The 21,256-nt window shown below is 58.3% G+C and carries 23 protein-coding genes; 17 read left to right on the forward strand and 6 right to left on the reverse strand.

The features are described 5' to 3' along the window. The first annotated feature begins 274 nt into the window (after nucleotides 1-274). The 8 genes from NLF94_RS20625 to NLF94_RS20665 all read left to right on the forward strand — a co-directional run bounded on the left by NLF94_RS20625 (nucleotide 275) and on the right by NLF94_RS20665 (nucleotide 10,414). Nucleotides 275-1,423 carry a hypothetical protein gene (locus tag NLF94_RS20625; protein ID WP_254841494.1) on the forward strand — a complete coding sequence of 383 codons (1,149 nt, stop codon included), beginning with the start codon at nucleotides 275-277 and terminating at the stop codon, nucleotides 1,421-1,423. A gap of 97 nt (nucleotides 1,424-1,520) precedes the next feature. Continuing rightward, nucleotides 1,521-1,988, forward strand: a complete 468-nt coding sequence (locus tag NLF94_RS20630) for a hypothetical protein (RefSeq protein WP_254841495.1) — start codon at nucleotides 1,521-1,523, stop codon at nucleotides 1,986-1,988. Nucleotides 1,989-2,095: 107 nt separating this feature from the next. Beyond that, a complete protein-coding gene (locus NLF94_RS20635) occupies nucleotides 2,096-2,392 on the forward strand; it encodes a hypothetical protein (RefSeq protein WP_254841496.1) in 297 nt (98 codons plus the stop codon). A gap of 167 nt (nucleotides 2,393-2,559) precedes the next feature. Next, nucleotides 2,560-4,083, forward strand: a complete 1,524-nt coding sequence (locus NLF94_RS20640; protein ID WP_254841497.1) for a hypothetical protein — start codon at nucleotides 2,560-2,562, stop codon at nucleotides 4,081-4,083. Between the two features lie 176 nt (nucleotides 4,084-4,259). Continuing rightward, the gene (locus NLF94_RS20645; RefSeq protein WP_254841498.1) at nucleotides 4,260-5,099 is read left to right on the forward strand and encodes a hypothetical protein; all 840 of its coding nucleotides are present in this window, start codon (nucleotides 4,260-4,262) and stop codon (nucleotides 5,097-5,099) included. A 242-nt stretch (nucleotides 5,100-5,341) separates the two neighbouring features. Next, nucleotides 5,342-6,844 carry an AAA family ATPase gene (locus NLF94_RS20650; RefSeq protein ID WP_254841499.1) on the forward strand — a complete coding sequence of 501 codons (1,503 nt, stop codon included), beginning with the start codon at nucleotides 5,342-5,344 and terminating at the stop codon, nucleotides 6,842-6,844. Between the two features lie 191 nt (nucleotides 6,845-7,035). Beyond that, nucleotides 7,036-9,993 carry a VWA domain-containing protein gene (locus NLF94_RS20655; RefSeq protein ID WP_254841500.1) on the forward strand — a complete coding sequence of 986 codons (2,958 nt, stop codon included), beginning with the start codon at nucleotides 7,036-7,038 and terminating at the stop codon, nucleotides 9,991-9,993. Nucleotides 9,994-10,153: 160 nt separating this feature from the next. After that, on the forward strand, nucleotides 10,154-10,414 hold the full coding sequence (locus tag NLF94_RS20665) for an ATP-binding protein (protein WP_255152965.1): 261 nt from the start codon (nucleotides 10,154-10,156) through the stop codon (nucleotides 10,412-10,414). 310 nt (nucleotides 10,415-10,724) lie between these two features. Here NLF94_RS20665 and NLF94_RS20670 read toward each other — a convergent pair whose 3' ends face one another. Both NLF94_RS20670 and NLF94_RS20675 read right to left on the reverse strand, forming a co-directional pair. Further along, a complete protein-coding gene (locus tag NLF94_RS20670) occupies nucleotides 10,725-11,369 on the reverse strand; it encodes a Cap15 family cyclic dinucleotide receptor domain-containing protein (protein ID WP_254841502.1) in 645 nt (214 codons plus the stop codon). A gap of 3 nt (nucleotides 11,370-11,372) precedes the next feature. Continuing rightward, complete coding sequence (locus NLF94_RS20675) at nucleotides 11,373-12,248, reverse strand: nucleotidyltransferase domain-containing protein (RefSeq protein WP_254841503.1); 876 nt, start codon at nucleotides 12,246-12,248, stop codon at nucleotides 11,373-11,375. Nucleotides 12,249-12,383: 135 nt separating this feature from the next. Between NLF94_RS20675 and NLF94_RS20680 the strand changes: the two genes are divergently transcribed. The 5 genes from NLF94_RS20680 (at nucleotide 12,384) to NLF94_RS21155 (ending at nucleotide 15,383) form a co-directional block, all read left to right on the forward strand. Then, nucleotides 12,384-13,298 (forward strand): nucleotidyltransferase domain-containing protein, encoded by a 915-nt coding sequence (locus NLF94_RS20680; RefSeq protein ID WP_254841504.1) that lies wholly within the window; start codon nucleotides 12,384-12,386, stop codon nucleotides 13,296-13,298. Further along, a complete protein-coding gene (locus tag NLF94_RS20685; RefSeq protein WP_123623044.1) occupies nucleotides 13,276-13,962 on the forward strand; it encodes a Cap15 family cyclic dinucleotide receptor domain-containing protein in 687 nt (228 codons plus the stop codon). Before NLF94_RS20680 ends, NLF94_RS20685 begins: the two co-directional genes overlap by 23 nt. Before the next feature lie 283 nt (nucleotides 13,963-14,245). Further along, a complete protein-coding gene (locus tag NLF94_RS20690) occupies nucleotides 14,246-14,617 on the forward strand; it encodes a hypothetical protein (protein ID WP_254841505.1) in 372 nt (123 codons plus the stop codon). Nucleotides 14,618-14,631: 14 nt separating this feature from the next. Beyond that, nucleotides 14,632-14,988: a hypothetical protein gene (locus NLF94_RS20695; protein WP_254841506.1), complete on the forward strand. Its 357-nt coding sequence runs from the start codon at nucleotides 14,632-14,634 to the stop codon at nucleotides 14,986-14,988. 227 nt (nucleotides 14,989-15,215) lie between these two features. After that, entirely contained in the window at nucleotides 15,216-15,383 is a 168-nt protein-coding gene (locus tag NLF94_RS21155; RefSeq protein WP_491543656.1) for an HVO_A0114 family putative DNA-binding protein, read from the forward strand. A gap of 493 nt (nucleotides 15,384-15,876) precedes the next feature. Here the strand turns inward: NLF94_RS21155 and NLF94_RS20705 are convergent, their stop codons facing one another. Beyond that, the gene (locus tag NLF94_RS20705) at nucleotides 15,877-16,395 is read right to left on the reverse strand and encodes an ArsR/SmtB family transcription factor (protein WP_123538938.1); all 519 of its coding nucleotides are present in this window, start codon (nucleotides 16,393-16,395) and stop codon (nucleotides 15,877-15,879) included. Nucleotides 16,396-16,533: 138 nt separating this feature from the next. Here NLF94_RS20705 and NLF94_RS20710 point away from each other — a divergent pair, with 138 nt between their 5' ends. Continuing rightward, entirely contained in the window at nucleotides 16,534-16,962 is a 429-nt protein-coding gene (locus NLF94_RS20710; RefSeq protein WP_254841508.1) for a PD-(D/E)XK nuclease family protein, read from the forward strand. 9 nt (nucleotides 16,963-16,971) lie between these two features. Then, entirely contained in the window at nucleotides 16,972-17,343 is a 372-nt protein-coding gene (locus tag NLF94_RS20715) for a hypothetical protein (RefSeq protein WP_254841509.1), read from the forward strand. Between the two features lie 74 nt (nucleotides 17,344-17,417). On the opposite strand, the gene NLF94_RS20720 is transcribed toward NLF94_RS20715, so the two are convergent. Together NLF94_RS20720 and NLF94_RS20725 are read right to left on the reverse strand one after the other, a co-directional pair. Then, nucleotides 17,418-17,978, reverse strand: coding sequence for a TATA-box-binding protein (locus NLF94_RS20720; RefSeq protein ID WP_254841510.1), 561 nt, complete (start codon nucleotides 17,976-17,978; stop codon nucleotides 17,418-17,420). A 78-nt stretch (nucleotides 17,979-18,056) separates the two neighbouring features. After that, nucleotides 18,057-18,224, reverse strand: a complete 168-nt coding sequence (locus tag NLF94_RS20725; RefSeq protein WP_123538936.1) for a DUF1931 domain-containing protein — start codon at nucleotides 18,222-18,224, stop codon at nucleotides 18,057-18,059. A 128-nt stretch (nucleotides 18,225-18,352) separates the two neighbouring features. On the opposite strand from NLF94_RS20725, the gene NLF94_RS20730 reads away from it, so the two are divergent. Next, nucleotides 18,353-18,646: a PadR family transcriptional regulator gene (locus tag NLF94_RS20730; RefSeq protein WP_089768627.1), complete on the forward strand. Its 294-nt coding sequence runs from the start codon at nucleotides 18,353-18,355 to the stop codon at nucleotides 18,644-18,646. 68 nt (nucleotides 18,647-18,714) lie between these two features. Continuing rightward, nucleotides 18,715-19,617: a hypothetical protein gene (locus NLF94_RS20735; protein ID WP_254841511.1), complete on the forward strand. Its 903-nt coding sequence runs from the start codon at nucleotides 18,715-18,717 to the stop codon at nucleotides 19,615-19,617. Nucleotides 19,618-19,812: 195 nt separating this feature from the next. Here the strand turns inward: NLF94_RS20735 and NLF94_RS20740 are convergent, their stop codons facing one another. Next, nucleotides 19,813-20,973, reverse strand: coding sequence for a restriction endonuclease (locus NLF94_RS20740; protein ID WP_089768631.1), 1,161 nt, complete (start codon nucleotides 20,971-20,973; stop codon nucleotides 19,813-19,815). Nucleotides 20,974-21,256 lie beyond the last annotated feature (283 nt).

The raw sequence follows: 21,256 nt of genomic DNA on the forward strand, positions 1-21,256 counted from the left end.
AATATACAGCCGTAGGCTAATCCACACGACTGCCGACGCAATGATTTTCTCCTCTAGGCCACCGCGTTAGGTTGTCCGACGGCAATCACTGAACCGTTGCCCCTGTAGATCCTCGTCGATTCATTTACTGGTTTCTCCTGCGCGATCGGGATAGACGCGCAGATAACATCGTCACCTCCCTTCCTCATATCCCACTATGCCATTCACGAGTCCCCCGACCCCTGCGCTTGAGACGGCCACTTATCCAGCAGACTGTCGTGACCACGACCAGTGGTTGACCTGGAAGCCAACCGACAACGACCGAAAGGTCCCACGAGCGCCCTATGCCTATCCGGACTGGCCCAAGCGGTATGTCGATGCTCAGAACCCCACGGTCTGGACGGACTTCGAGTCCGCCCAAGACTGGGTCGAGAAGCTCTCCGCCGGTTTCGCCCTTGCGTACGTCATCCGCAACCGTGACGAGTACTCCGACGAAGACCTCGTTGTCGTCGATTACGACGATGCTCGTGATCCGGGAACTGGCGCTATCCATCCTGTCGTTCACGAGCACTTGCAGACTGCAGACTCGTACGCCGACGTCTCCCCCTCTGGAACAGGCGTACACATCCTCTGCCGCGGTCAGCTCCCCGATGACGTCACGACTGTTGCCGACGATCTTCCCACCCACGACACCTTTCCGGACGCCTCTATCGAAGTCTACGACTCCGCCCGCTTCGTCGCGATGTCCGGCCAACATCTCGTCGGGACGCCCACCGAAACGCAGCCGGCGCAGGCGTTCATCGACGACGTTGTCGACGTGTTCACGACCCCGCAGCCACAGGCAGATACCTCATTTGAGGTTTCAGAGTCGCCCATGGACGCGTTGCCTGAGGCCCCCTCGCCGTCTCCATCTCAACGGTCACCGCCAACATCCACGACCAACATCGAAGACGTCTACCGGGCGGTCGAGACGACGCGACCGTCCGAAATCCGCCTCGACTCGCCAATTACGGAAACTCGTAGTGACGGCACGAAATCACGGAACCCCTGTTGGACGAACTCGGACTCGGGGACGCGCCTCGCCGAGATGGACGACGGCTGGATCTATCGGAACGGCCTCATCGTTCTCGATGCCCTCCAGATTGTTGCCCTCGAAGAAGGCATCGTCACAACTACCGGCGAGTATCCCTCTGGAAAGGACTTCTGGGAGGCTGTCGAGGAACTCCGCGCTCGCGGTGCCGACATACCTGAGTACGAAGCCAGCTCCGACCGTAAGGAAGCGTCCGACCAACCCACGCCGCCCCCATCCCCGACAGCTGGCCGGTCGCTGCGGGACCTCCACCGCAAACTCAGAGTGAAAACCATCGAGCGAAACCAGCTCAGAGACGAACTCGTCACTCTTCGTCGAGAACTTGCCGCTCGAATCCGTGACGTCCGCTCGTAACCCGGCGTCCTCCCCGTGAGTGATCCCAACGAGAACTCCCCATCACTCGATCGGGTTTCTCTCCGGCCGTTACAGGTGACCCGCGAGGAGACTCATTATGGCCAACACCAGCCCACGTACCTTCACAGCATTGACCGAGCACCCGCTCCCGCTCGACGAAGACGAGGTCGCGGCGTTCGCCGAAGACCATTCCCAGCTCGACCCGGACACCCACGTCGACGCACTCCACGAGGACTATATCACCCTGCTCGCGGAGACCGCCCAGTGGCGCGTCTTCACCATCGATCTCTACGGTTTTGATGGTCGCGTCTACCTCTGGAACGGCGCTCTCGGCGAAGGTCTCGCCCTCCCCACGAACGAGTGGGCAGCAGGGAACCTCGCCGAAGCCTTCTCACTCTACCGGCAGGCCATCGCCGACAATGTCAGTCGCGACGACCTCCCCGTCACGCTCGACGAAGACGCCGAGTGTCCCTATTGCGGAGGCGAACTCTCCCCCTCGACGACGCCATCCGGTTCGATCGACCAACGCTGCACGGGTTGCGGCGAACATCGAAGCATCGGGTGACTCGGCTTACCGTCCTGACTACGAAAACATCGAGCCGCCTGCTGATCGAGATCGGACCTCTCACCCCGGCTTTCTTTCCACCTACGGGAGGTGAGGCGTATTCAAATATGTACTACAGAGTCCGATTCCCCGACGTCGGCGCAGGCGCGACGCGGCTTGCGTGCTTTATCGAAGGCGAGAGCGAAGCCGCGGTTCGCGAGCTGGCAGCCGACCACCCGCACTTCCGAGGCTGGGACGCTTCGAAGGGGAGCGTCCGGAAGACGAATCTCGCGAACCGGAAGTCACTCGAGAACCGAATTATGGATGTCAGCAATCCGAATGCGGCCGTCCTCGAGGACGGCACCGTGCTTTGTCGGTCCCTGAAGCGCGACGAGGTCGTCGAGCACCACCCCGAACGGACGTAGGCGCTCCACGACCGACCGAACCCCCACCGCCCCCCGCACAGCACCGCACGGCGTAGGCGGATTTCTTCCTCCCATCGAGTGGTAGAGGGCGGTGAAAACGCCCCTCAGCGCACACTAGGCGGACGACAATCCTCCCACGTCAAACTCAATCCTAGAGGTTATTCACGATGTCAGCTGAAAATCAGCCCAGTTCAGAGCACCGCGATGCGCCACGAAGTGACCGTGATTTCGCGGTCGACGAGAGTATCGATGTCCGATCACTTATTGCGAAGGAACAGACGCTTCCCTTCCTCGGGCTCACTCCCGCGGACGCAACAACCGTCGACTATCCGGACGGTATCGAGCCTGCTGGCCGCCGCTTCCTCAACGCGGACGCGAGTGAAGCCCGCTCACTCAAAGCCATCATCAAGGCGCTTCCGCAGGCCAGCAGCGGCGAACTCCGCGCTGTCAACGAGTTTGTCGATCCAGCGGACGAGACGATCGACCCTGAGGAGATTCGTGACGTCGACGGCCTCAACGCCGATCTTCTCGAAGCCGCAACTGGCCAGTCCGTCGAAGAGCTCGCCGCGAACGCACCAAGTGACCGTCTCCTTGATGTCACCGATCACCAGGACATCATCGACCGCCGTCGTCTCGCTCTCGCGGCACTCGGCTACCCTGTCAAGTTCCGCTGGCAGATCGCGACCTCCAGGTACTCGATCATCAACCCTGAAGAGGCCTACCTTCCGCTAATGGGTGCGCTCCAAAAGCACGGTGCCGACGAGGCGTTCGGATGGGCGGATATGCGGGACTGGGGTGGCGTTGCGAAGCTCACTGTCATCCTCCCGGGCTTCCGCCGCGAACTCGATATGAGCCAGTCGGATGGCTCAACGAAGGCCGCTATTCGCGAATACGATGCGCTCGCCGACGTCGACCCCACGATGAGCGACAGGAGTGACGAGGACGATAGAGATGACGAGACGGGGACTATGACGGTCTACGGTGGTATCCAGACCGGCTACGACTTCCGTGGCTCCCAGACGATGTGGGCGAAACCCCTCCTCTTCTTCCCGGGATCGGGGACGGTTATGTACGGTGTCGGCCAGCGGTACTCACGGCGACACGTCGGCGATGTCACGAACGCTGCTCACGAACGCGCGCATGACCGCGTCCCCATCATGGAGTGGTGGGGAAACATCTATGACGATCTCGACGCGCGAACGACCACCGTCGACGATGTCCTCGTTCGCGCCCGCTCGGTCGCGATCGACTTTGAGGAACTCCCCTTCGACGTCGACGACTTCTACGTTTATCTCGGAATTCCCAGCACGTACGCCGAGAGCGCGAGTACTCGAGCTACGCGCATCGCGATGCCAGATTCCTGTCCCACACTCTGGAACCTCCAGTTGTCACTTCTCGTTGCCCTCGGCGAGTTCGAGGGCTCGCGAGCCTCCGACACCTTCCAAGCCTACAACGAGGTCGCCCGTGACATCCTCTTCTCACCCGGGAAATCTATACAGCTTGCCGCCCGCGAGCACGACCTTCAGGCCGATGACGACGAATCGAGTATCGCGCCCGACCAGCAGACGCTTAGCGATGCTCTCGGTGAGGCATTCGCTATTCCCGGCGTCGAAGCCGCCTCTGAGCGCGACCTCTCAGATACTGACGCCCAGCGCGTCCAGAACACCATCCAAGAATCTCTTAATCAGTAGCCCGAGATACTCTCCCCAATCGAAATTAGCCCAAGTTCTCATGGTTTTCTTACGTAGCATGCCTTGGATGAGCTAAGATCGGCGTGACCGATACGGTGTACAAAGGGTGCTGCGAGACCACTCTTTCGGGTTGGGTCCACACAAGATACTTATTATACCTTTCTCAACTAAATGATATGCAAATAGAACTCGATGGGGAGTCTTATGCTGTTACCACTGGGGGGTACGAATCTCCAATCCCCTCGAATGCCATTCTTGATTTAGAGGAGGCAAAATACCAAACCCGGTCTTGGAAGGGTTCGTTCTCGTCTGATCAAGTTGATCTAGCAGACATATACTCATCCAATATTTGTCCGGACAGCCCGATGTTCACTATCCAATTCGGCCGGTCGTCTGATGTAGATGAGGATCCAACGTACCAGGTTTTTGGAGAAGGAGTGGAATCCTTGACGCACGGGACAGAAAACATTCCAGAAATAGCATCAAAGGTTGAAGAAGTATTCCGAGACAGGGAGAACTTCTCACTCCATCGTCCATTCATTCGTGCACACTCCAGACTTGCTGATGGTTCAGTCTTGTATACCGGCGTCTATTATTATGGACGTAGTACTGACTCAGTGAAACGATTTGAATTACGAATATTCCATCCAGATATACCGTTTGGAGTGGACCGATACGACGAGATCTTCGATTCAAGCCCGGTGAAGAAACCTCCCTATCTTGAGGAAGTGAACACAAAACGATATAGAGTGACAGATATTCCAGAACGAGCTACAGAGGTTGTGAAACCTATTATTTCCATTAGTGATTCAAGTGTTGAGACCGTAGCAATTGAAAACCCCATCACCTCAAACAATGTTCCTGAAAATGCATGGGGGGCGTTCAAATCTCCAAACCAGTTGTTTGCAAAATCATATCTGGTAGAGAACGAAGCTCAATCTGCGAAGATATCTGACTTCCGCGCGGTTTCTATAGATGATTTAGAGCCAATCTTTTATGAAGCAGAAATTCAGTAAGCCTTTCTAAGGTGCTGTATTCGAGAAAATAGATTACTTGATGATTTTGACGTTTGATTTTGTATACCACCTGAATCGGTTCTCTCCTACCTACCCACGCTCGTATGGCGGTGCTATCTGCGACTAGTGAGCGATCCATTCTCAACTCCACTTCCTACTACGGCTTCACTGTAGTCCGTTTTTCCCGCACCTCAGTCCGTGAACGCGATTGACCAGTTATGCCACAAGTAGCCCCACAGTCCATGAGTACCGACGACCAGCAACGGTTCCTCAGCCACCTCGCTGCCGGCCTCATCAAAGAAACCGGCGGAGATCTCCCAATCGAGACACTTCACCTCCGCGCCAGCGATTATCTCGACCTCGATGGCGACACCGTCACCCAGCTCGTCGAGGACGGGGCTAACAACGGAATCTACACGCTCGACCGCGACAGCGACGGCGGTCAGCGCATCACGAGCGTCACCCCAGAAGGCGACTGCCCGACCGAACTCGCCGCACACGTCGACGCTCTCACTGCCTCTGCCGACAGTATTGATTTCACCGTCTTGGACGGCGTCGGCGAGAGCGTCGAGCAGAACCTCATCGACACGGGGTACACCACGTTCGGCGAACTCCACCGTGCAGACCCCGAGGACCTCACGGATATCCCGACGCTCACAGGGAGCAAAGCCCAACTCATCGTCCAGCAGGCCGGCCAGTACGTCCAGGTCGAGACAAAGATCGCCGAAGACGCCCTCGCTCGCTACCGTGAACGCCTCGGCGATGACACCTCCGGCTCGGCGACCGTCTACTCCATCACTGACGTCGATCAGGACGTCGGCGACCCGCTCGCAGTCGTCGACTCCTCGATGCCAGTCGAAGAGGCAACCTTCCACGGGCTCCCTATTCTCGAGGACAACGACCACCCACATATCGTCCGGAAGCGCGATATGCCCACGCGGGCCGATGAGGTAATCGCACCGAAGACAACGACGATGGAGGATGTCCAGCTCGACACGCTTGAAGCGACCGCGATGAAGCTCGCCCGCGGCAACCGCGGTCTCCGACTGGTCGGCCCCCACGGCGCCGGGAAGAACTACCTCCTCAAATACCTCCACTACAAGACGAATCGCGTCCTCGTCAGCGTCGACGCCGACGCCTCGATGCTCGCCCAGGACCTCCTCGGTATCTCTACGGTCAACGAGGACCGCATCGTTGTCTTCCGCGACGGCATTCTCACGAAAGCGATGAAGCACGGCTACACGATCGTCATCAACGAGGTGAACGCCGCGCCGGCGGGTGTGATGATGGCCCTCCAGAAGGTCCTTAATCAGAACGTCCTCACCGTCAAGGAATCCGGCGAGGAGATCATCCCGCACCCGGCCGCTCGAATCGTCGTCACGATGAACCCGCCAACGCGCGAATACCGAGGGAGCGAACCGATGAACGCCGCGACTCGTGACCGCTTCCAAACCATCTTCTTCGACTATATGGACCCCCAGGACGAGATCGACTTTCTCGATCAAAAGTACAACACGAGTCGCCAGCGCATCGACCGAGACAGCCTCCGTCGGATGGTCGAGTTCGCGAACGCCACCCGCGACAACGAAACGTGGCCGACGCTCTCCACCCGGAAGCTCGAAGACGCCATCGACTGGTACGATCTGGGGGCGAGCGTTCGCGGTGCCCTCAAACACGTCGTGAAGGCGAGCGCCGAACCCCACCAGAACCCCGACGATACCTACGACAAACTCGAAGACACCTGACTCCCCGGCCTGCTGTCGCCAGCAGGGGTTTCTCTCGCGCGACGGCACGTAGCCGCGTCCAACCGTCTTCATCAGAGGTGATTCCAGTTATGCCATCACTCACAGCCGCGTCGAGCGGCGCCGACACCGCACGGTCCGTTCTTCCCGACCGTCCAGCGCAAGCCCGCCGCTCCCAACAGCGAACCCGACGGTTGACCGAGTACATCCAAGCCCATACCGGCGAAAACATCGAAGTCGTCCTCACATCACACGTCCAGACTGCGTGCGTTCTCCCGGCTGACGCCGATCGCCTAATCGACGCCGATGCGACCGACTTCGACCAGCAGGCCGCCCAGCAGCTCGTCGATGCCGTCGACGGCGACTACCTCGTTCTCATCTCCACCAATCCGGCGAATCTCGATAACCTCCCGCTCGACGACCAGCTCACGGCCGACCGCGCCCAGCAGTTCGGCCTCTCACTACACGAACTTGGCCACATCCGCTACACGAACATCTCGACGGTCGCCGACCACCTTGACGAGCGCGTCGACGAAGAGTATCAGGAGTTCGTCCACGGCCTCATCAACTACGCCGAGGACGCCGCGATCGAACACCAACTCCGAGCGGCACAAAGTCAGCTCGCCGCCGACCGCCTCGAGCTCGTCAACCGGAGTCTCACTCAGATGGCGAGCGATCTCCCCGACACTGCTACTATCACCTTCACCTACCGGGACGCGATCCAGTCCTACCTCTACGACTACGGCATCTATGACTCTGGGAAGAGTGACGTCCTCATCGACCCAGACGACCCCCGGCTCACCTTCCAGTCCCAGGATGATGCGGCGGCATTCGCGCAGACACAAGACGCGCTCGACGACCTCCTCGCGACCGTCCTCAGTGAACCCGACTCCGTGAAGCGTGGGGATGCCGTGCTCGACTGCTGGGAACAGACTATCAAGCCGCTCCTCAACCAGATGGACGAGGACTACCACCAGAAGGGTCAAGAAGACGAAAACACCGCCGCAACGGGTGGCAGTAGTCCGAACACGCCCTCATCGCCCTCTCAGTCCGACTCGTCGATACCCGACGAGTGCGAACAGGGCGAGTCGATCGAACCGTCCGCTGACCCCGACACGGACGCAGAGGTACCCGATGAGTCACCGGAGGATGGATCCGGTGGGTACGGCGCCGCAGACGCCGACCCGAGTGACGTCTCGGAGTCGCCAACCGGCGACAGTCCGGAGACGTCCGGAGATACTCCTAACGGCGAGCAGGGTGAGTCGCCAGCTGACCGCGACCCCTCGGAGGCATCGGGTGACGACGCTTCCGCGGAGCCGCCGGCGGACTTCGACCCAGAGAACGTCTCTCTCGAGCAGACTCAGGACGGGCACTCCACAGACGTCCTCGCCTACCCGGAAATCGGGACGGCAGACACCGCTGACGAGCTCGCTCCCGACGACGCCGGGGCCTCTGCACACGACGACGGAGCCTCGTCCGAGTCCGATGTGGAGTCCGATGCCGAGCCTAACGCCCAGCCCGAGTCGACGGACGCCTCGCCGGACGAGTCGGGGACGGGTGCTGGCAGTGCAAACTCCGTGGAAGGAGAACGTGACAGTGGTGTTGGAGAGTCCAGCGCCAAAGATCTTGAATCCACGTCCGACGAGATCGGAGGGTCGGCGGCCGAAGAGAGCGGCATTGAGGAGCAGGGAGACGGAGAGCCCACCGAGGGCGCCGCAGACAGTAGCGGAGCGTCCGATGCGTCGAGTGCCCCGTCGAACGGGCAGGCGTCGCTTTCGGACTTCCTCGGCGGTGACAGCGCCGGGCGCGACAGCGGTGAGGCCGCGAGTACCGACGAGGAGGCGACCTCAGACGGCTCAGATACCTCAGATACGTCCGACACGACCGGTGGAGACACGGATGGCGCAGGAGCGCCCGACGATCGCGCTGACGGCGTTCCATCTGAAAATGATGGAGAGGTCGGAGACGCGGCTGGCGGCACAGACGGCGGCGACACGGACGACACGGAGAACGAAAGCATCGGCACGACGGGTGAGGATGAAGCGGATATCGACTCAGACACGCTCGACGACCCCGCCGCTGACGGCACTGTCCAAGACGGCGAGACGGACAACACCGGCAAGCCGGCCGAGGAAGCCGCAGCACCGCTCGCCGAGCCAGTGTACGATGATTCCATCGACGAACGAGCCGACGCACTCAGCGCGGACCACGACGCCGCTCACGAGGAAGCCAACCGCGCCACTCCCGATCAGGACGCGCTCGAACGCGACCTCGAAGAAACCGTAGCCGCCCTCGAAGATCTCGTGAGCGACGGCGACACCGACGAGAGCAGCGAGAGTCCCGACACGTCGACCGCACGGCACCGTGGCAGCACCGGCGCAGGAAAGGGAAGTATCGACTCGCTCTCGGTTCTCCCGCAGATCGGTGAGCAGGCACCTCCCGCGAGGTGGCAAGCTGCGACCGCGGGTGCAGACGCCGTCGGTGGCACTCTCCGGATGGCGCTCCGAGAGAGTCGTCGCGACCAGACCCGAAGCGGTGTCACCAGCGGGAGCTTCGACCGGCGCCGCGCTGGCGCTCTCGCCCGCGGCGACGTCGACGCCTTTAGCGTCCGCCAACAGGGTGACGAGAAACAGTACGACCTCGTCCTCGTCCTCGACCGCTCCAGTTCTATGAGCAATCTCATCGACACCGCCGAAGACGCCGTTGCACGGTTCGCTCTGGCCTGCGAGGACCTCGGCATCAACGTCGCCATTATAGACTTCGTCCATGGGGACGCCCGCCTCATCAAACCATTCAGCGTCGAGACCGAACACGTCCAAGCGAGTCTGCTGAGCGGCAAGACGGGCGGCGGGACGCCTCTCACTGATGCTCTCGGACTCGCCCGCCGCCTCCTCGAGCAGCGCCGCGACTCCCCCCTTGTCCTCATCATCACCGACGGCAAGCCCGGCTCCCCTGGTGACTACCAAGAGGAACTCCAACAGACGTACACGCCTGTATGCGGGCTCACGCTTGCTCTCGATTTACCCCGCGGGCAGGCTCCAGAGCGCGCGAAGGACGTCGAGCAGTTCTACGATCGCCACCTCTACGTCCACGACGCCATCGACCTCGACCGCCGCCTCGACCAGTTCGCCGTGATGTTTGACGGGCTGTGAGCTACCCCTGCTACTTGCTCGCTGACGCTCGCTCTTTGGGGCAGGGACTTCCTGTTTCAAGGACGCGCTTTGCAGGCACAACCGCAGTGTCCGCAGGAAGCGCAGTCTTCACAGGCGTTAATTCGGAGTATTCAACTCCTAGGTTGTCTTCCACGACGCAATCGAGTATGGTCAGGACGACGTGACTGTGAGAGTTGACCGTACAAGAGACGGCTTCTACGTTGAGGACACTGGACCTGGTATTCCTGAAAATGAACGTGACGATGTATTAGATAGCGGTTACACAACGAAACGAGAGGGAACCGGATTTGGACTCGCGATTGTCAAGCGGATCGTTGAGGCCCACGGCTGGGAGATCTATGTGACCGAAGGCAGTGACGGCGGTGCACGGTTCGAAATTATCGGTGTCGCCCAATCCTAAGCGCCACCAACGCCTTCATCGTCATCATCTCGCGAGAGAAGGAAGCCGACCCCACCACCTATTACCGCACCTATCGGTCCGCCAGCAGCGAACCCCATTGCAGCGCCACCACCAGTCCCAATGGCCTGGCGCTGGCCCTGTGTCATTTTTTCGTGCATCCCCAGGCTGACTGTCCCCGTGCCGTCGCACTTCGGACAGTCCCCAAAGCCTGTTTGCGGATCGGTCGTTGCGCCACTCCCGTTACAGGAGGGGCACTTCTTCGTCTCGCCCATGCACCATGATGGCCGTCAGAACGGCAAAGTTGTTCCGGTTACTCAACCCGCTCAAAATACATGTGCCCGTTGTTCTCACGGCCTGGGCCGGTGTAGTAGAGGCCTTCGAGTGTCTCTGTGTCTCCCTCGTCGCGGTACTCGAGAGAGGCGGTGCCGAAGTGCATGTCCAGGCCCTCGACCAGCGTGGAGCCCTCGTTCTCGTACTGGTAACTGATGCTCGGCCACTTTCCCTCCTCGGTCAGCATGGTCGCACCGTTACTGTCCGAGCGCGACTGTGTGGTCCTGAAGTGGACGTTGATCTTACGCCACGTCTGGTCGATGTCGAGCCACGCCTTCAGTTTCTGGCCGTCCTCGCTGGGATTGTCGTCGGAATGGAGCGCCTCATCGTCGATGTCTCCCTCATACGACGTGACGATCCAGCCCTCCCACTCCCCGTTGAGGTTCGGAACACGAGTGATGCCCAGCGCTCGCGCAGGCCAGGTCTTCCAGAACCACCCGACATGGGCTTTCCAGACGACGGCGAAGGCGAGACCCCACGAGACAACGAATCCAGCCGCAAACGGAAGAACAGTCGAAAGCTCCGAGGTCATAACCTCGACGAGGATCGTGAGCCCGTATGCGAGCAGTGCCAGGACGCCGTAGACCTTCGGGCGGAGGTCGTTGTCCGTGGAGTACGTGTGCATGGCTTACCAATTGTCCCAAAGGTTGATCATCGCGTCGACGTACTGGTCCGCGTACCGGGTGTTCCACTCGGCAGGTCCCGAGCCGAATATGTCGGTGATGCCGTTCTGGCAGGTCCAGTCGCTGTAGTCGGTCTCGTTCAGGTAGCGGATAATCTTCAACACCCGATCCTGCTTGTCGTACGTGTAGCGCCCATCCGGGACGTTGTACAGCAGATTCTCGATGAAGTACGACGGGACGTTCTCCTTGTCCAGCGTGTTGTTGTCGACGAGGTAGTTTCGGGCTCGCTTGAAGATCCGGACGGTCTCCTTGAAGCGGTTGTTCGTGCTCGACTGCTTGGTGCTCCCCTTGTCGATGTGCTGCTTGGGGTAGTTGACGATCTTCGTATTGCTGAGGTCGAAGAACGCGATCCCCGAGTGGTAGCCGTTCGGGTAGTGATAGTAGTCCCGGTGGTTCGCGCAGACGAGCACGTCGGCGTTGAAATTGCTCGTGTTGACCTCGATGGCCTTCCCGACCGGGTCGATAGCCGCGGAGCCGAATCGGGACTCCAGCACGTCGACGACATCGGTGCGGAACTCGTTCCAGCTGTAGTCCGGGTCGCCGGAGGTTCGTCGCCATCTGTCTCGCTCGTCTGGACTGAGCGCAGATACATCGGCATAGTACATGTCCGTGAGCTGGACAACGATGTCCACGTCGCTGCTCGCCCGCACGATGGTGTAGTTCGCGTAGGAGCCCTGCAGATACGTGTCAAAATCCGGGTCGGCGAGCGTATCACTCGACTGTAGCTCGTTCTGAATTCGGTTCTGAGTGCGTTTCGCCGATTCGATGGGGCCGTTATCGTATTGGGACCACGATTCGAGCGTCCCTGGGTCGATAGCCATAGGTCGGATATGGGTATCTTCCCCGTGGACGGGCAAAGACTTCCCGGTAACACTTTCACCCCGCTGTGCGAATCATTAAAAGTCGGTAAGCATTACCTACGTGTATGAACGACACGCTTTCTCTCAGAGGCTCCCATGGCCATTGATGAGGACACCCTCGAAAGCTGGACGGACCCGAAACGAGCCGCCCTCCAGTCCGCGCAGGACACCCACACCAAGATCCGGAACGCGCTCAACGACAGCGATACGTTAGACGACATCGACTTCCACGACTTCCTCCAGGGCTCGTATGCGAACAACACGATCATCCGCGACTCAAGCGACGTCGATATCGTCGTTCGGCTCGACGAGTTCGAGTACTTCAATCTCCACGACCTTGACCCGGAAGATCAGGAGGACGTGGACGTCGAGGATTTCGACTACGGCTACGACGAGTTCCGCGACGACGTGCTGAGCGTTCTACAGGATACATATCCCGAGGGGACGTTCGACCCGTCCGGGAATGCGATAGAGGTCTCCGCGCCGGGGCTCCCACTCGACGCCGACGTCGTGGTCTGCGCCCAGTACAAGCACTACTACAACTATCCGCAGGGTTACTACGAGGGGATCGTCTTCTGGCCGACCGACTCGATCTCCTCGGTCGTGAACTACCCGACGCGCCACCGAGACCACGGGTCGGACAAGCAGGACGACACTGACGACCGGTTCAAGGAGACGGTGCGGATGTTCAAGAACGCCCGCAAGGAGATCGTCGCGGACGGCTACATCACTGACGATATCGTTGCGTCCTATTTCATCGAGTGTCTCCTCTACAGAGTGCCACCGGGCCGGTACGTCGACGACCTCCAGGAACGGTATCTCAAGATCGCCTCCTACCTGCAGGAGACCGACTACTCCGACTGGCGGTGCCAGAACGGCGTGACCGATCTCTTCGGCAACGGGTCGACGAAGTGGGACACCTGGCACGCCAAGCTGTTCATCGACGCTCTGGAAACGTACTGGGAGAACGCCGAGTCCAATAGCATGAATGCACGTCTATTCCAGCGATAACGAGTTCCGGTCGACGTTCCTGGCGATCCTGGGCGTGATCGCGTTCGTCATCGTGTTTGTATTGAACGTCTATGTCTTCCCGTGGCTCTACCAGCAGGTTCCGTTCGAGATCCCGCCGCTGATCGTTCCGGGGCTGGCCTTCGGAGTCGTACTTGGGCTGATCCATCGAGTGTTCGACCGGCGGTTATGGAACAAGCCCTGGATGCCCGATCTCATCGTCGCCGTTCCCGATCTGACCGGTCACTGGGAGGGCGAGATCAAATCCAGCTACGATGGCGAGATTCCGGACGACTACCTCGCTGACGGCGGGCACCAGCCGATGTCGGCAACCCTGGATATCGAGCAGACATGGAGCAAGATCATTGTTCACTTCGAAACCGAGCGGTCACCCTCGGTCAGCACGGGTGCCAGTTTCCAGACCGACGGAACGCTACACACAAAACTCGCCTATCTATTCGAAAACGAAGGTGCAGACGTCGATGAGCAGGCGGAAGATGAAGGGCCATACGACGGAACGGCGCGACTCACATACCGGGAGTCAGAGGACCGGTTGGCGGGTTACTATTACACTGGCCCTGCCCGTGCTTCTGAGCAGGGTGGTAGCCAGAAAACGACGTATGGCACGATGGTGTTCACTCGCGAGAGCGACGAACCCCGGAAGTGAAACCGATTATCCGGACTATCGGTCAGCCGCCGACGCGACAGCTCCGTCTTCGATCAGCGTTGCTCGACCGTTACCGACGACTCATCACAACAGAACAGGTGGCTCAGGTCAGGCTAACTGGCGATGCCTTGTGAGGTACTGAGTTTCTTTCCCACAGCTGTCTTAATGACTAGGCCAAGAACCGCCCTATCCTCGTATTTCTCCTCGCCCACACTGAGTCGAACGGTGCGATCGAACTATGTCCACACACCTCCCGACGAAGATCTTCTGCCACTGGTCGACGATGGTCGACACTACGACCAACGTCGCCATCGACTCGAACGACCAGTCCCATCGCGTCGTCATCCGCGAATGGCCCGACCGCCTCCAAACCGACGTCGTCCACGAGCAGCGCGTTGGCGCAGGCGACGACTGGCAGGCCGCGGATCTCGAGGAAGTTCACCCACTCGTCCATCGAGGCGAAACCACGCTCTGTACGTGGACAAAAACGCGCTACGACCGAGGGATCGCGATGGCGAGCCACCGGAACGACACCGAGCATCGCATCGTTATTCGTACTATTGAAGCCGACAACGGCTTCGAGGTTGTTCACGAGCGTCGCGGGTCCAGCGAGGACACCTGGACGGCTGTCGACGACCATCAGATCACAGCCTAGCCACACCCAGACAGATGCCACGAGACAGATTCATCGGCAACAGCCCTGAGGACGCCCTCGAAGCGTTCATCGACGGGTGGTGTCGCGAGCACGAACGAGACAGCTACAGTTACGCGTACAAGCACAAGCGAATCACCGAGGATCCAGAGGACAAGCCGAACGCCGACGCGAAGTTCCGGTTCACGCGAACAGAGACGTTCTACTCACCGAGCTATCGAACGTACGAAGGCTACATCTACGAAACACACGGCGGTCGGTACGCGGTCGAGCATTGGAACAGTCATGTCGATCGTAACACTCCGCCGCCGAAGCCGCCAGGAAAGACGCCGGGCCGCCTCCGAGGGCGGCGACCACGTGACACTCGATACTGATCGAGTACGTCGAAATACCCATTTCTGTTGCGGTCTGACTACAACACAAGACGATAGCCCCCGACCACCACACCAACGCGGACGGGGGCGCTGAACTACGATCCCGACTGGCCCGTTCCCTCGCTACCAGCGGTTTCGAGGACGTCTTCGTCATCGAGCGAGCGACCGCCAAGAAGATCCTCACGGAGAAGTGCCAGCAACTCATCGCCCGCATCCGTGAAGGCGATATCGAGTCCGTCCGCGCCCTCGCCGATGACCTCGATCGCGACGTCTCCGGTGTCAGTCGCGACCTCAATCTTCTCTTTGAGGCCGATATCATCGAGTTCGATACCGACGGCCAACGCAAAATCCCCTACCTCAAGCACGACACTGTCGTCGCCGAACCCATCGCGTAGCGACCTACGGACTCGGGCGAACGCTGTCCGGGAGACTCGGGACACGGTCACGAAGCTCAGTGAGGCAAGTTTCGAGGATTGCCATCGGATTCGAGTCTGTGAAGGATGCAGACTCACGGTGCGGTGCTGGCCACGCTTCGTGGTCAACTTGGAAATGACTTGGGCCGAGCTTCTCGTGGGTTTTGTCTTGATGCCAGCCACATGACCACGGGGTCCCCGGTTCATTATACTGAATGCGGAACTCATCGCGCTTGGAATGGGGGCGCCACTCGAATTCAAGTGTCGCGTCGCCAGCGTCCGTGTTCTGGTCAAAAAAGACCGCGCGATCGAGGGTCGCTACGAGACGGACTGGCCGCATCGGACTTGGTTTGGCTTCTACGGTCGTCACGCCAGCTTCCCGTTGAAGTCGATTTGTGACTCGTTTGTGGACCTCGTATCGGTGGAGATGCGTGTCTCCAGAAATCGGCGGATTTCCCATTTTACTGTCACCGAGTCAGTTGGCGGAGGCAATACGACTCTCACGAGTCGCCTCAATCGTATCATAGAGCTGAATCGCCTGCTTGATGAGCATCGCTTGGTGCTCATAGTAGTCCCAATCCTCCGCGTCGTGGCGCCGCTGCTGGCGTTCGGATGCCGGGATATCATCACCGACGGTCGCCCGAAGTTCGTCAGCGGACTCCACATCGTACTCCTCTTTCCACTCGTCGATATCGTCCCGGATTGCATCTAGTTCAGCCGTGAGTTCGTCTTTTCGATGGTCGTTGACGAGGTCACGGATCTGATCGAAATACTGGGTGACTGGATCTGGATAGTAGCGGGTCTCGCGGCCCCGCTGGATCGTCGCGAGTTTATCCGCTTCGACCAGTTGCGTGAGATACTTTTCAGCCGTGTTTCGGGCAACACCAGCAGCCTCAGCTATCTCTCCCGCATTTTTTGGTTCACGAACCGTCATCGCAACCTCCCGAATCCGGGCGACCTTTGCCGTGTGATCCGTGGTTCCAGAGTCGCTCATACACGTATTCGGATCTCCAGCACCATTACTGTTTTGAATCCTAGTTCAAAATATTGAATTAGTCTTGTTTTTCGCCCGCATACCGACGAACGGGCCTCGCATCCATCGCTGCGACGCCGTTCGAAGAGGAGATTCGCTATGATCGACTTCGAGTCCGCAATCCAGTCCACACTCATCCAGCTCAACAACGAGCATAGCCACACCGAGCTCGACCCCTACACCTTCCACCCGAGTCAGCTCGCGAAGTGCCCCCGCCAATGCTACAACTCAAAACTCGGTCTTCTCGACCATACCGACGCGCTTGGCACCTTCCATACGGGAACCACCATCCACGAGTTTATGGAAAACGAGGTCACCCCGGACCTTGACGTCGAAACCCAGAGCGAAGTCGCAATCGAGATGGAGATGGATGGGCTCACGATTATCGGCCATGCCGACCTGTACGAGCCTGGCACCAACACTGTCTACGACTACAAGTCGCGAGCAAACTGGTATCGGTTCAATCCACCCATCAAGCGCCATCTAGATCAGATCAATCTCTACATGAAGGCGCTTGGTGCGTCTTAGGGCCAGATCGTGTACCTCGCGAAGTCAGATCTCGAAGTTCGGACGTGGCCACCGGAGAGTGCCGGCATTGATGGCTTCGGTCCCGACCCGGGGCGCGTCCAGGACCTTCTCGAGAAAGGCAAGCACATCGCCGCCACAATTATCGACGAAGGCTACCCGACGAGCAAAGAAGATATTCCCTTTGAGAAGTGTGTCTGCTGGCTCTGCGAGAAGGAATCCCTTCGCTTCGATCATCTCCAAATGGATGCTGATTCGACCGAAGCGTGCAACGCACTCGGAGTAGAAGGCGACGATACAACGGACTTCGAATCGGCTGAGGAAGACAACAGTGGGGACGCCACAAGTAGTAGTGGCGTCTCCCAATCTCCTGCTGACGTCTGAACACTATCATCTACCGCCCCCATTCTCATCTGTCTCCGGCCGACCACTTCGATGGATTCTATCGAGGAATCAGATTAGCTCAGTAATCCAAGATCGTTGAGTCGATCTTCGATGTTTACCAGGGCTTTTTCAGCGTCATCGAGTTGTGTTCCACCAGTGATGACGAGTTTCCCACTTCCAAAGAGGAGTGCGACCACGTCCGGGTCATCGAGTCGGTAGACAAGCCCCGGGAACTGTTCAGGTTCGTATTCGACGCTTTCGAGGCCCAGACCGATCGCGATGGCGTTCAAATTGAGGGTGTGGTCGAGATCCCCACTTGAGACAATATTCTGAATTTCAATCTCTGGCGAGGCTACGACATCGACCCCCAACTTGCGGAGTTCGTCGAAAACGTGGTTAAGCGCAGTCGTCACGTCGTCAACGCTGTTTGCTCCCGTACAGACGACTTTTCCCGAGCGGAATATGAGTGCTGCAGCTTTGGGATCGTGCATCCGATAGACGAGTCCCGGGAAGTTATCGGGATCGTAGTCGGTCGCTCCTAAGTCTCCAGAGAGCGTTTCGAGGTCGAGTTCTTGACCGATATCGGATGAGGCAACGACGTTCTCGACTTGAATTGACTCCGCTGTCATACTCATAGAGATATCTACCAGTCACGAGTGTCTTAAAAACAGGTGGGTGAATTCGGGCAATGGGTGTAGTACTTTCCAGCCGAGCTAGAGGTCGCGGGGCTGGACAGTTTTCCGATCGTTTTCCTCGGCACGCCGGGCTGCATCTTCGAGCACTTCAGTTACTTCGTCGTCCAGTGCTTCGTAGAAATCCGCCGAGACGTTGTGGTCATTGAGCGCTTCTTTTACGGCCGATTTGACGATCAGGTCTGTCATACGCAGCGGTATTTCTCACGTCCTCTGTATAAACATACAGGTATCCGATTCGGCGCTTGCAGAGGTTTTACCGCCATCTGCAGGACAACAGACGTATGGGATAGCACTTCGTATCAGGGAGCGGGACGATGCACGACCTGACCGGATTCCAACGGGACCTCCTGTACGTGATTGCTGGCCTTGATGAGCCCCACGGCCTCGCCATCAAGGAGGAACTCGAAGACTACTACGAGAAAGAGATCCATCACGGCCGACTCTACCCGAACCTCGACACGCTTGTTGAGAAGGGACTCGTCGAGAAAGGCGAGAAAGACCGGCGAACGAACGTCTATACGCTCACCCGTCGTGGCCGTCGTGAAATTGAGGCTCGACGCGAGTGGGAGTACCAGTACGTCGAACCCGCAGAGTCCGCTCCTGCATAGATACGCTTAAACAGTTAATCCAACCTATCGAACGAAGTTTACTCCCCTCCACCATTATATCCATTCAGATGCACGACGAGGCGTTCTTCGAACAGCTACGGTCAATTTGTTCAGACGCTGTTGATGCGTACCGGAAGGAGTACCCGGACGCACCACCCCTAACCGATTCACTCCTACAGAGTTCCGATGGTCCTCTCGCAAGCGAGGCTGACCTTCACGAACGCTTCGATGAACTCACGCGATTTTACGACGACCTTCTCGATGTCGATTCCACACCGTACCGCGAGATGTGGCGTGAACATCTTGTGTACGACTGTTCGCGTAGGGAGCGTCTCGCACTTCTCACGAGCGATCTGCCGGCCTCATTAACGCTCGTGTTCATCGGCGGGCGATATTCCGCGCGGACGGGCAGAATCGGCGTGAGCCCAGGGCAGCTCCCCGAGACGACGGCGTACACGTATTTAGCGTCGGAGTTGTGCCACGCGTATCAGCACCAGTTCGACTCACCAACGTGGAAACACCCGTACCTGCAGGAAGGTTTCGAGCAGGCAGTGTCAGTCCGTACGCAAGCACATTTCGCCACTGAGCTACAGTACGACTTCTTGACTCATCTCGCGGAGAGACAGCATACGAAGACACTCTTGGAGGGCGTCCTTGCCCACGGAACGCGTCGAGGCGGGATCACACCGACGGCCGTTCGTGAACTCGGTGTTACCGACGAGGAGCTGGCTGCGCTTCGATCTCACCGTTTGTGGCGGCCTCTCGGATATCTTCGCCCGCGGTACTTGTGGAGTGATGTTGCATTCCTCCCCGAATACGCCCTTTTCGGCTCATTGCTCCTTGTGAGTGAGGCAGCGGACATCTCGGCTCCCTATGCCCGGGCGTTCCACGGCAACCACCCGTGGACATCAGTTATCGACGAAATCACTGCCTCAACACCCGGCTGGCTCTGGCGTCTCTATCATCAATAACAACCATCCTGACGCACGAAGGCGAGTCTTCAGCTAGCTTATCGACCTGTTCAAGGTCCTACTCCTAGGGATCAGCGGCTGTCCTCAATAGGTTTCATCGTGGCGTAATTCCGATGGGGACCATGGCGTGACTGATCGAGAAACCAATTACAGGAGAGCAATTATGCTCGACTCGCTCTGTTACTGTGGATACTGTTATCGGTATGGATTCCACTCGTAGACAGTTTCACCATCATCTGTCTCGGAGGCTTGATAATTGACTGAGTGGTCCCAGCCACCATGTCGCCAGAGTTGATCGAACGTCTTCCGCATCACATCCGGGACATCGACATCTGGATTGTCGATTTGGACGCGATTCAACCGTATCTCGTCCTCGGTGAAAGGTCGCACATTGCTGGGGGGTCGGTTTGATCCACTTGGTCGGGAAAGTGTGTACCCCTCGGCACCCAGTATGCTGACGTACACATAGTAGGGCGGGTAGATGTCTGCTTCGTCAAACGTCCCGAGAGCAGTGTGGACGAAGTTCGCTATGAGTCGATCAATAGATGTCCGGAGTTGGGGGTTGTCGCTGGGATACAGAGCTGTGAAGATACCTTCAGTCCACCCGTCCCGATGGATAGCAGTGTATCTCTCCCTCTCGGTGCCATCATGGAAGCGTCGATTATTTTCGGTGATCTTCACCTTCGGTCGTGTTACAGCGTATGCATCACGTTTTTCGAACTGAGGTGGGTGGGGGAGGTCGCCTGCATACCGGTCGTGATGGTCGTCAACGGCTTCCTGAGGAATGACATGGACGACAACCAAGGCTGGGTCCTCGACAATTGTCCCATCGGGAGCTTGTCGGCGCTTCACACGATCCAGCAAATCCTCATAGAGATCATCTACTTCTGACTCAATGTCTACGAACGGTCGATTGGGGTCGACACGGAGGTGTTCCCGGATCAGATCGTTGTTCTCACGATCGCCCACCAAGCTGTTCCGGATTTTCGAGAAGTCCCAAACCGTCGTGGGAATTCCCCATTCCTCGTGGAGCTCCTCTTCAACCCGATCCCGTTTGGTCGTACTGGGGTCTTGTGTTGTGGCGAAAATGTAGAAGTCAAAGTCACGATCGAAGTTCTCAACAGCTGTTTCGATGTCGTCGTGGGCTTTCCCGACCCAATTGTCTTTCTGCACGGAGCAATGAAGGATCCCGTCTCGGTCACCATCCACGAGGAAGGCGTCGCGACCGCCATCGGGACCGCTTGTCCCCGTTGGATCCACTGTGTATCCTTCCCGCTCCAATAAATCGTGCATCAACCGTTCAAACCGGTCACTGCCTACTGTTTGGAGAGCGACCTCAATTCGGCTGTTCGACATAGTTGTGTATACTCTTTGTTTTAGTTAGTTGTATTGACTTCTTTGAGGATATCGACTTGAACGCTGCTTTCGAGCTGAAGACGCCGTTATATCCTATTTGTGGGCCTATTGCACACACGGTATTCTCCTGCTGTAGCAACTCTTCTCGTTCAGTCATACGAGGATGCTAACTCGGGATTCACCTATTTGTTCCATCGGTGGAAAATCCCAACCAATTGGAATTTCCAACCCGACTATTATTCATACACTCCATTCTTCCCTCCTCAGATACATCAGATATCGC

It is taken from the genome of Natronomonas marina (assembly GCF_024298905.1).
GTDB lineage: Archaea > Halobacteriota > Halobacteria > Halobacteriales > Haloarculaceae > Natronomonas > Natronomonas marina.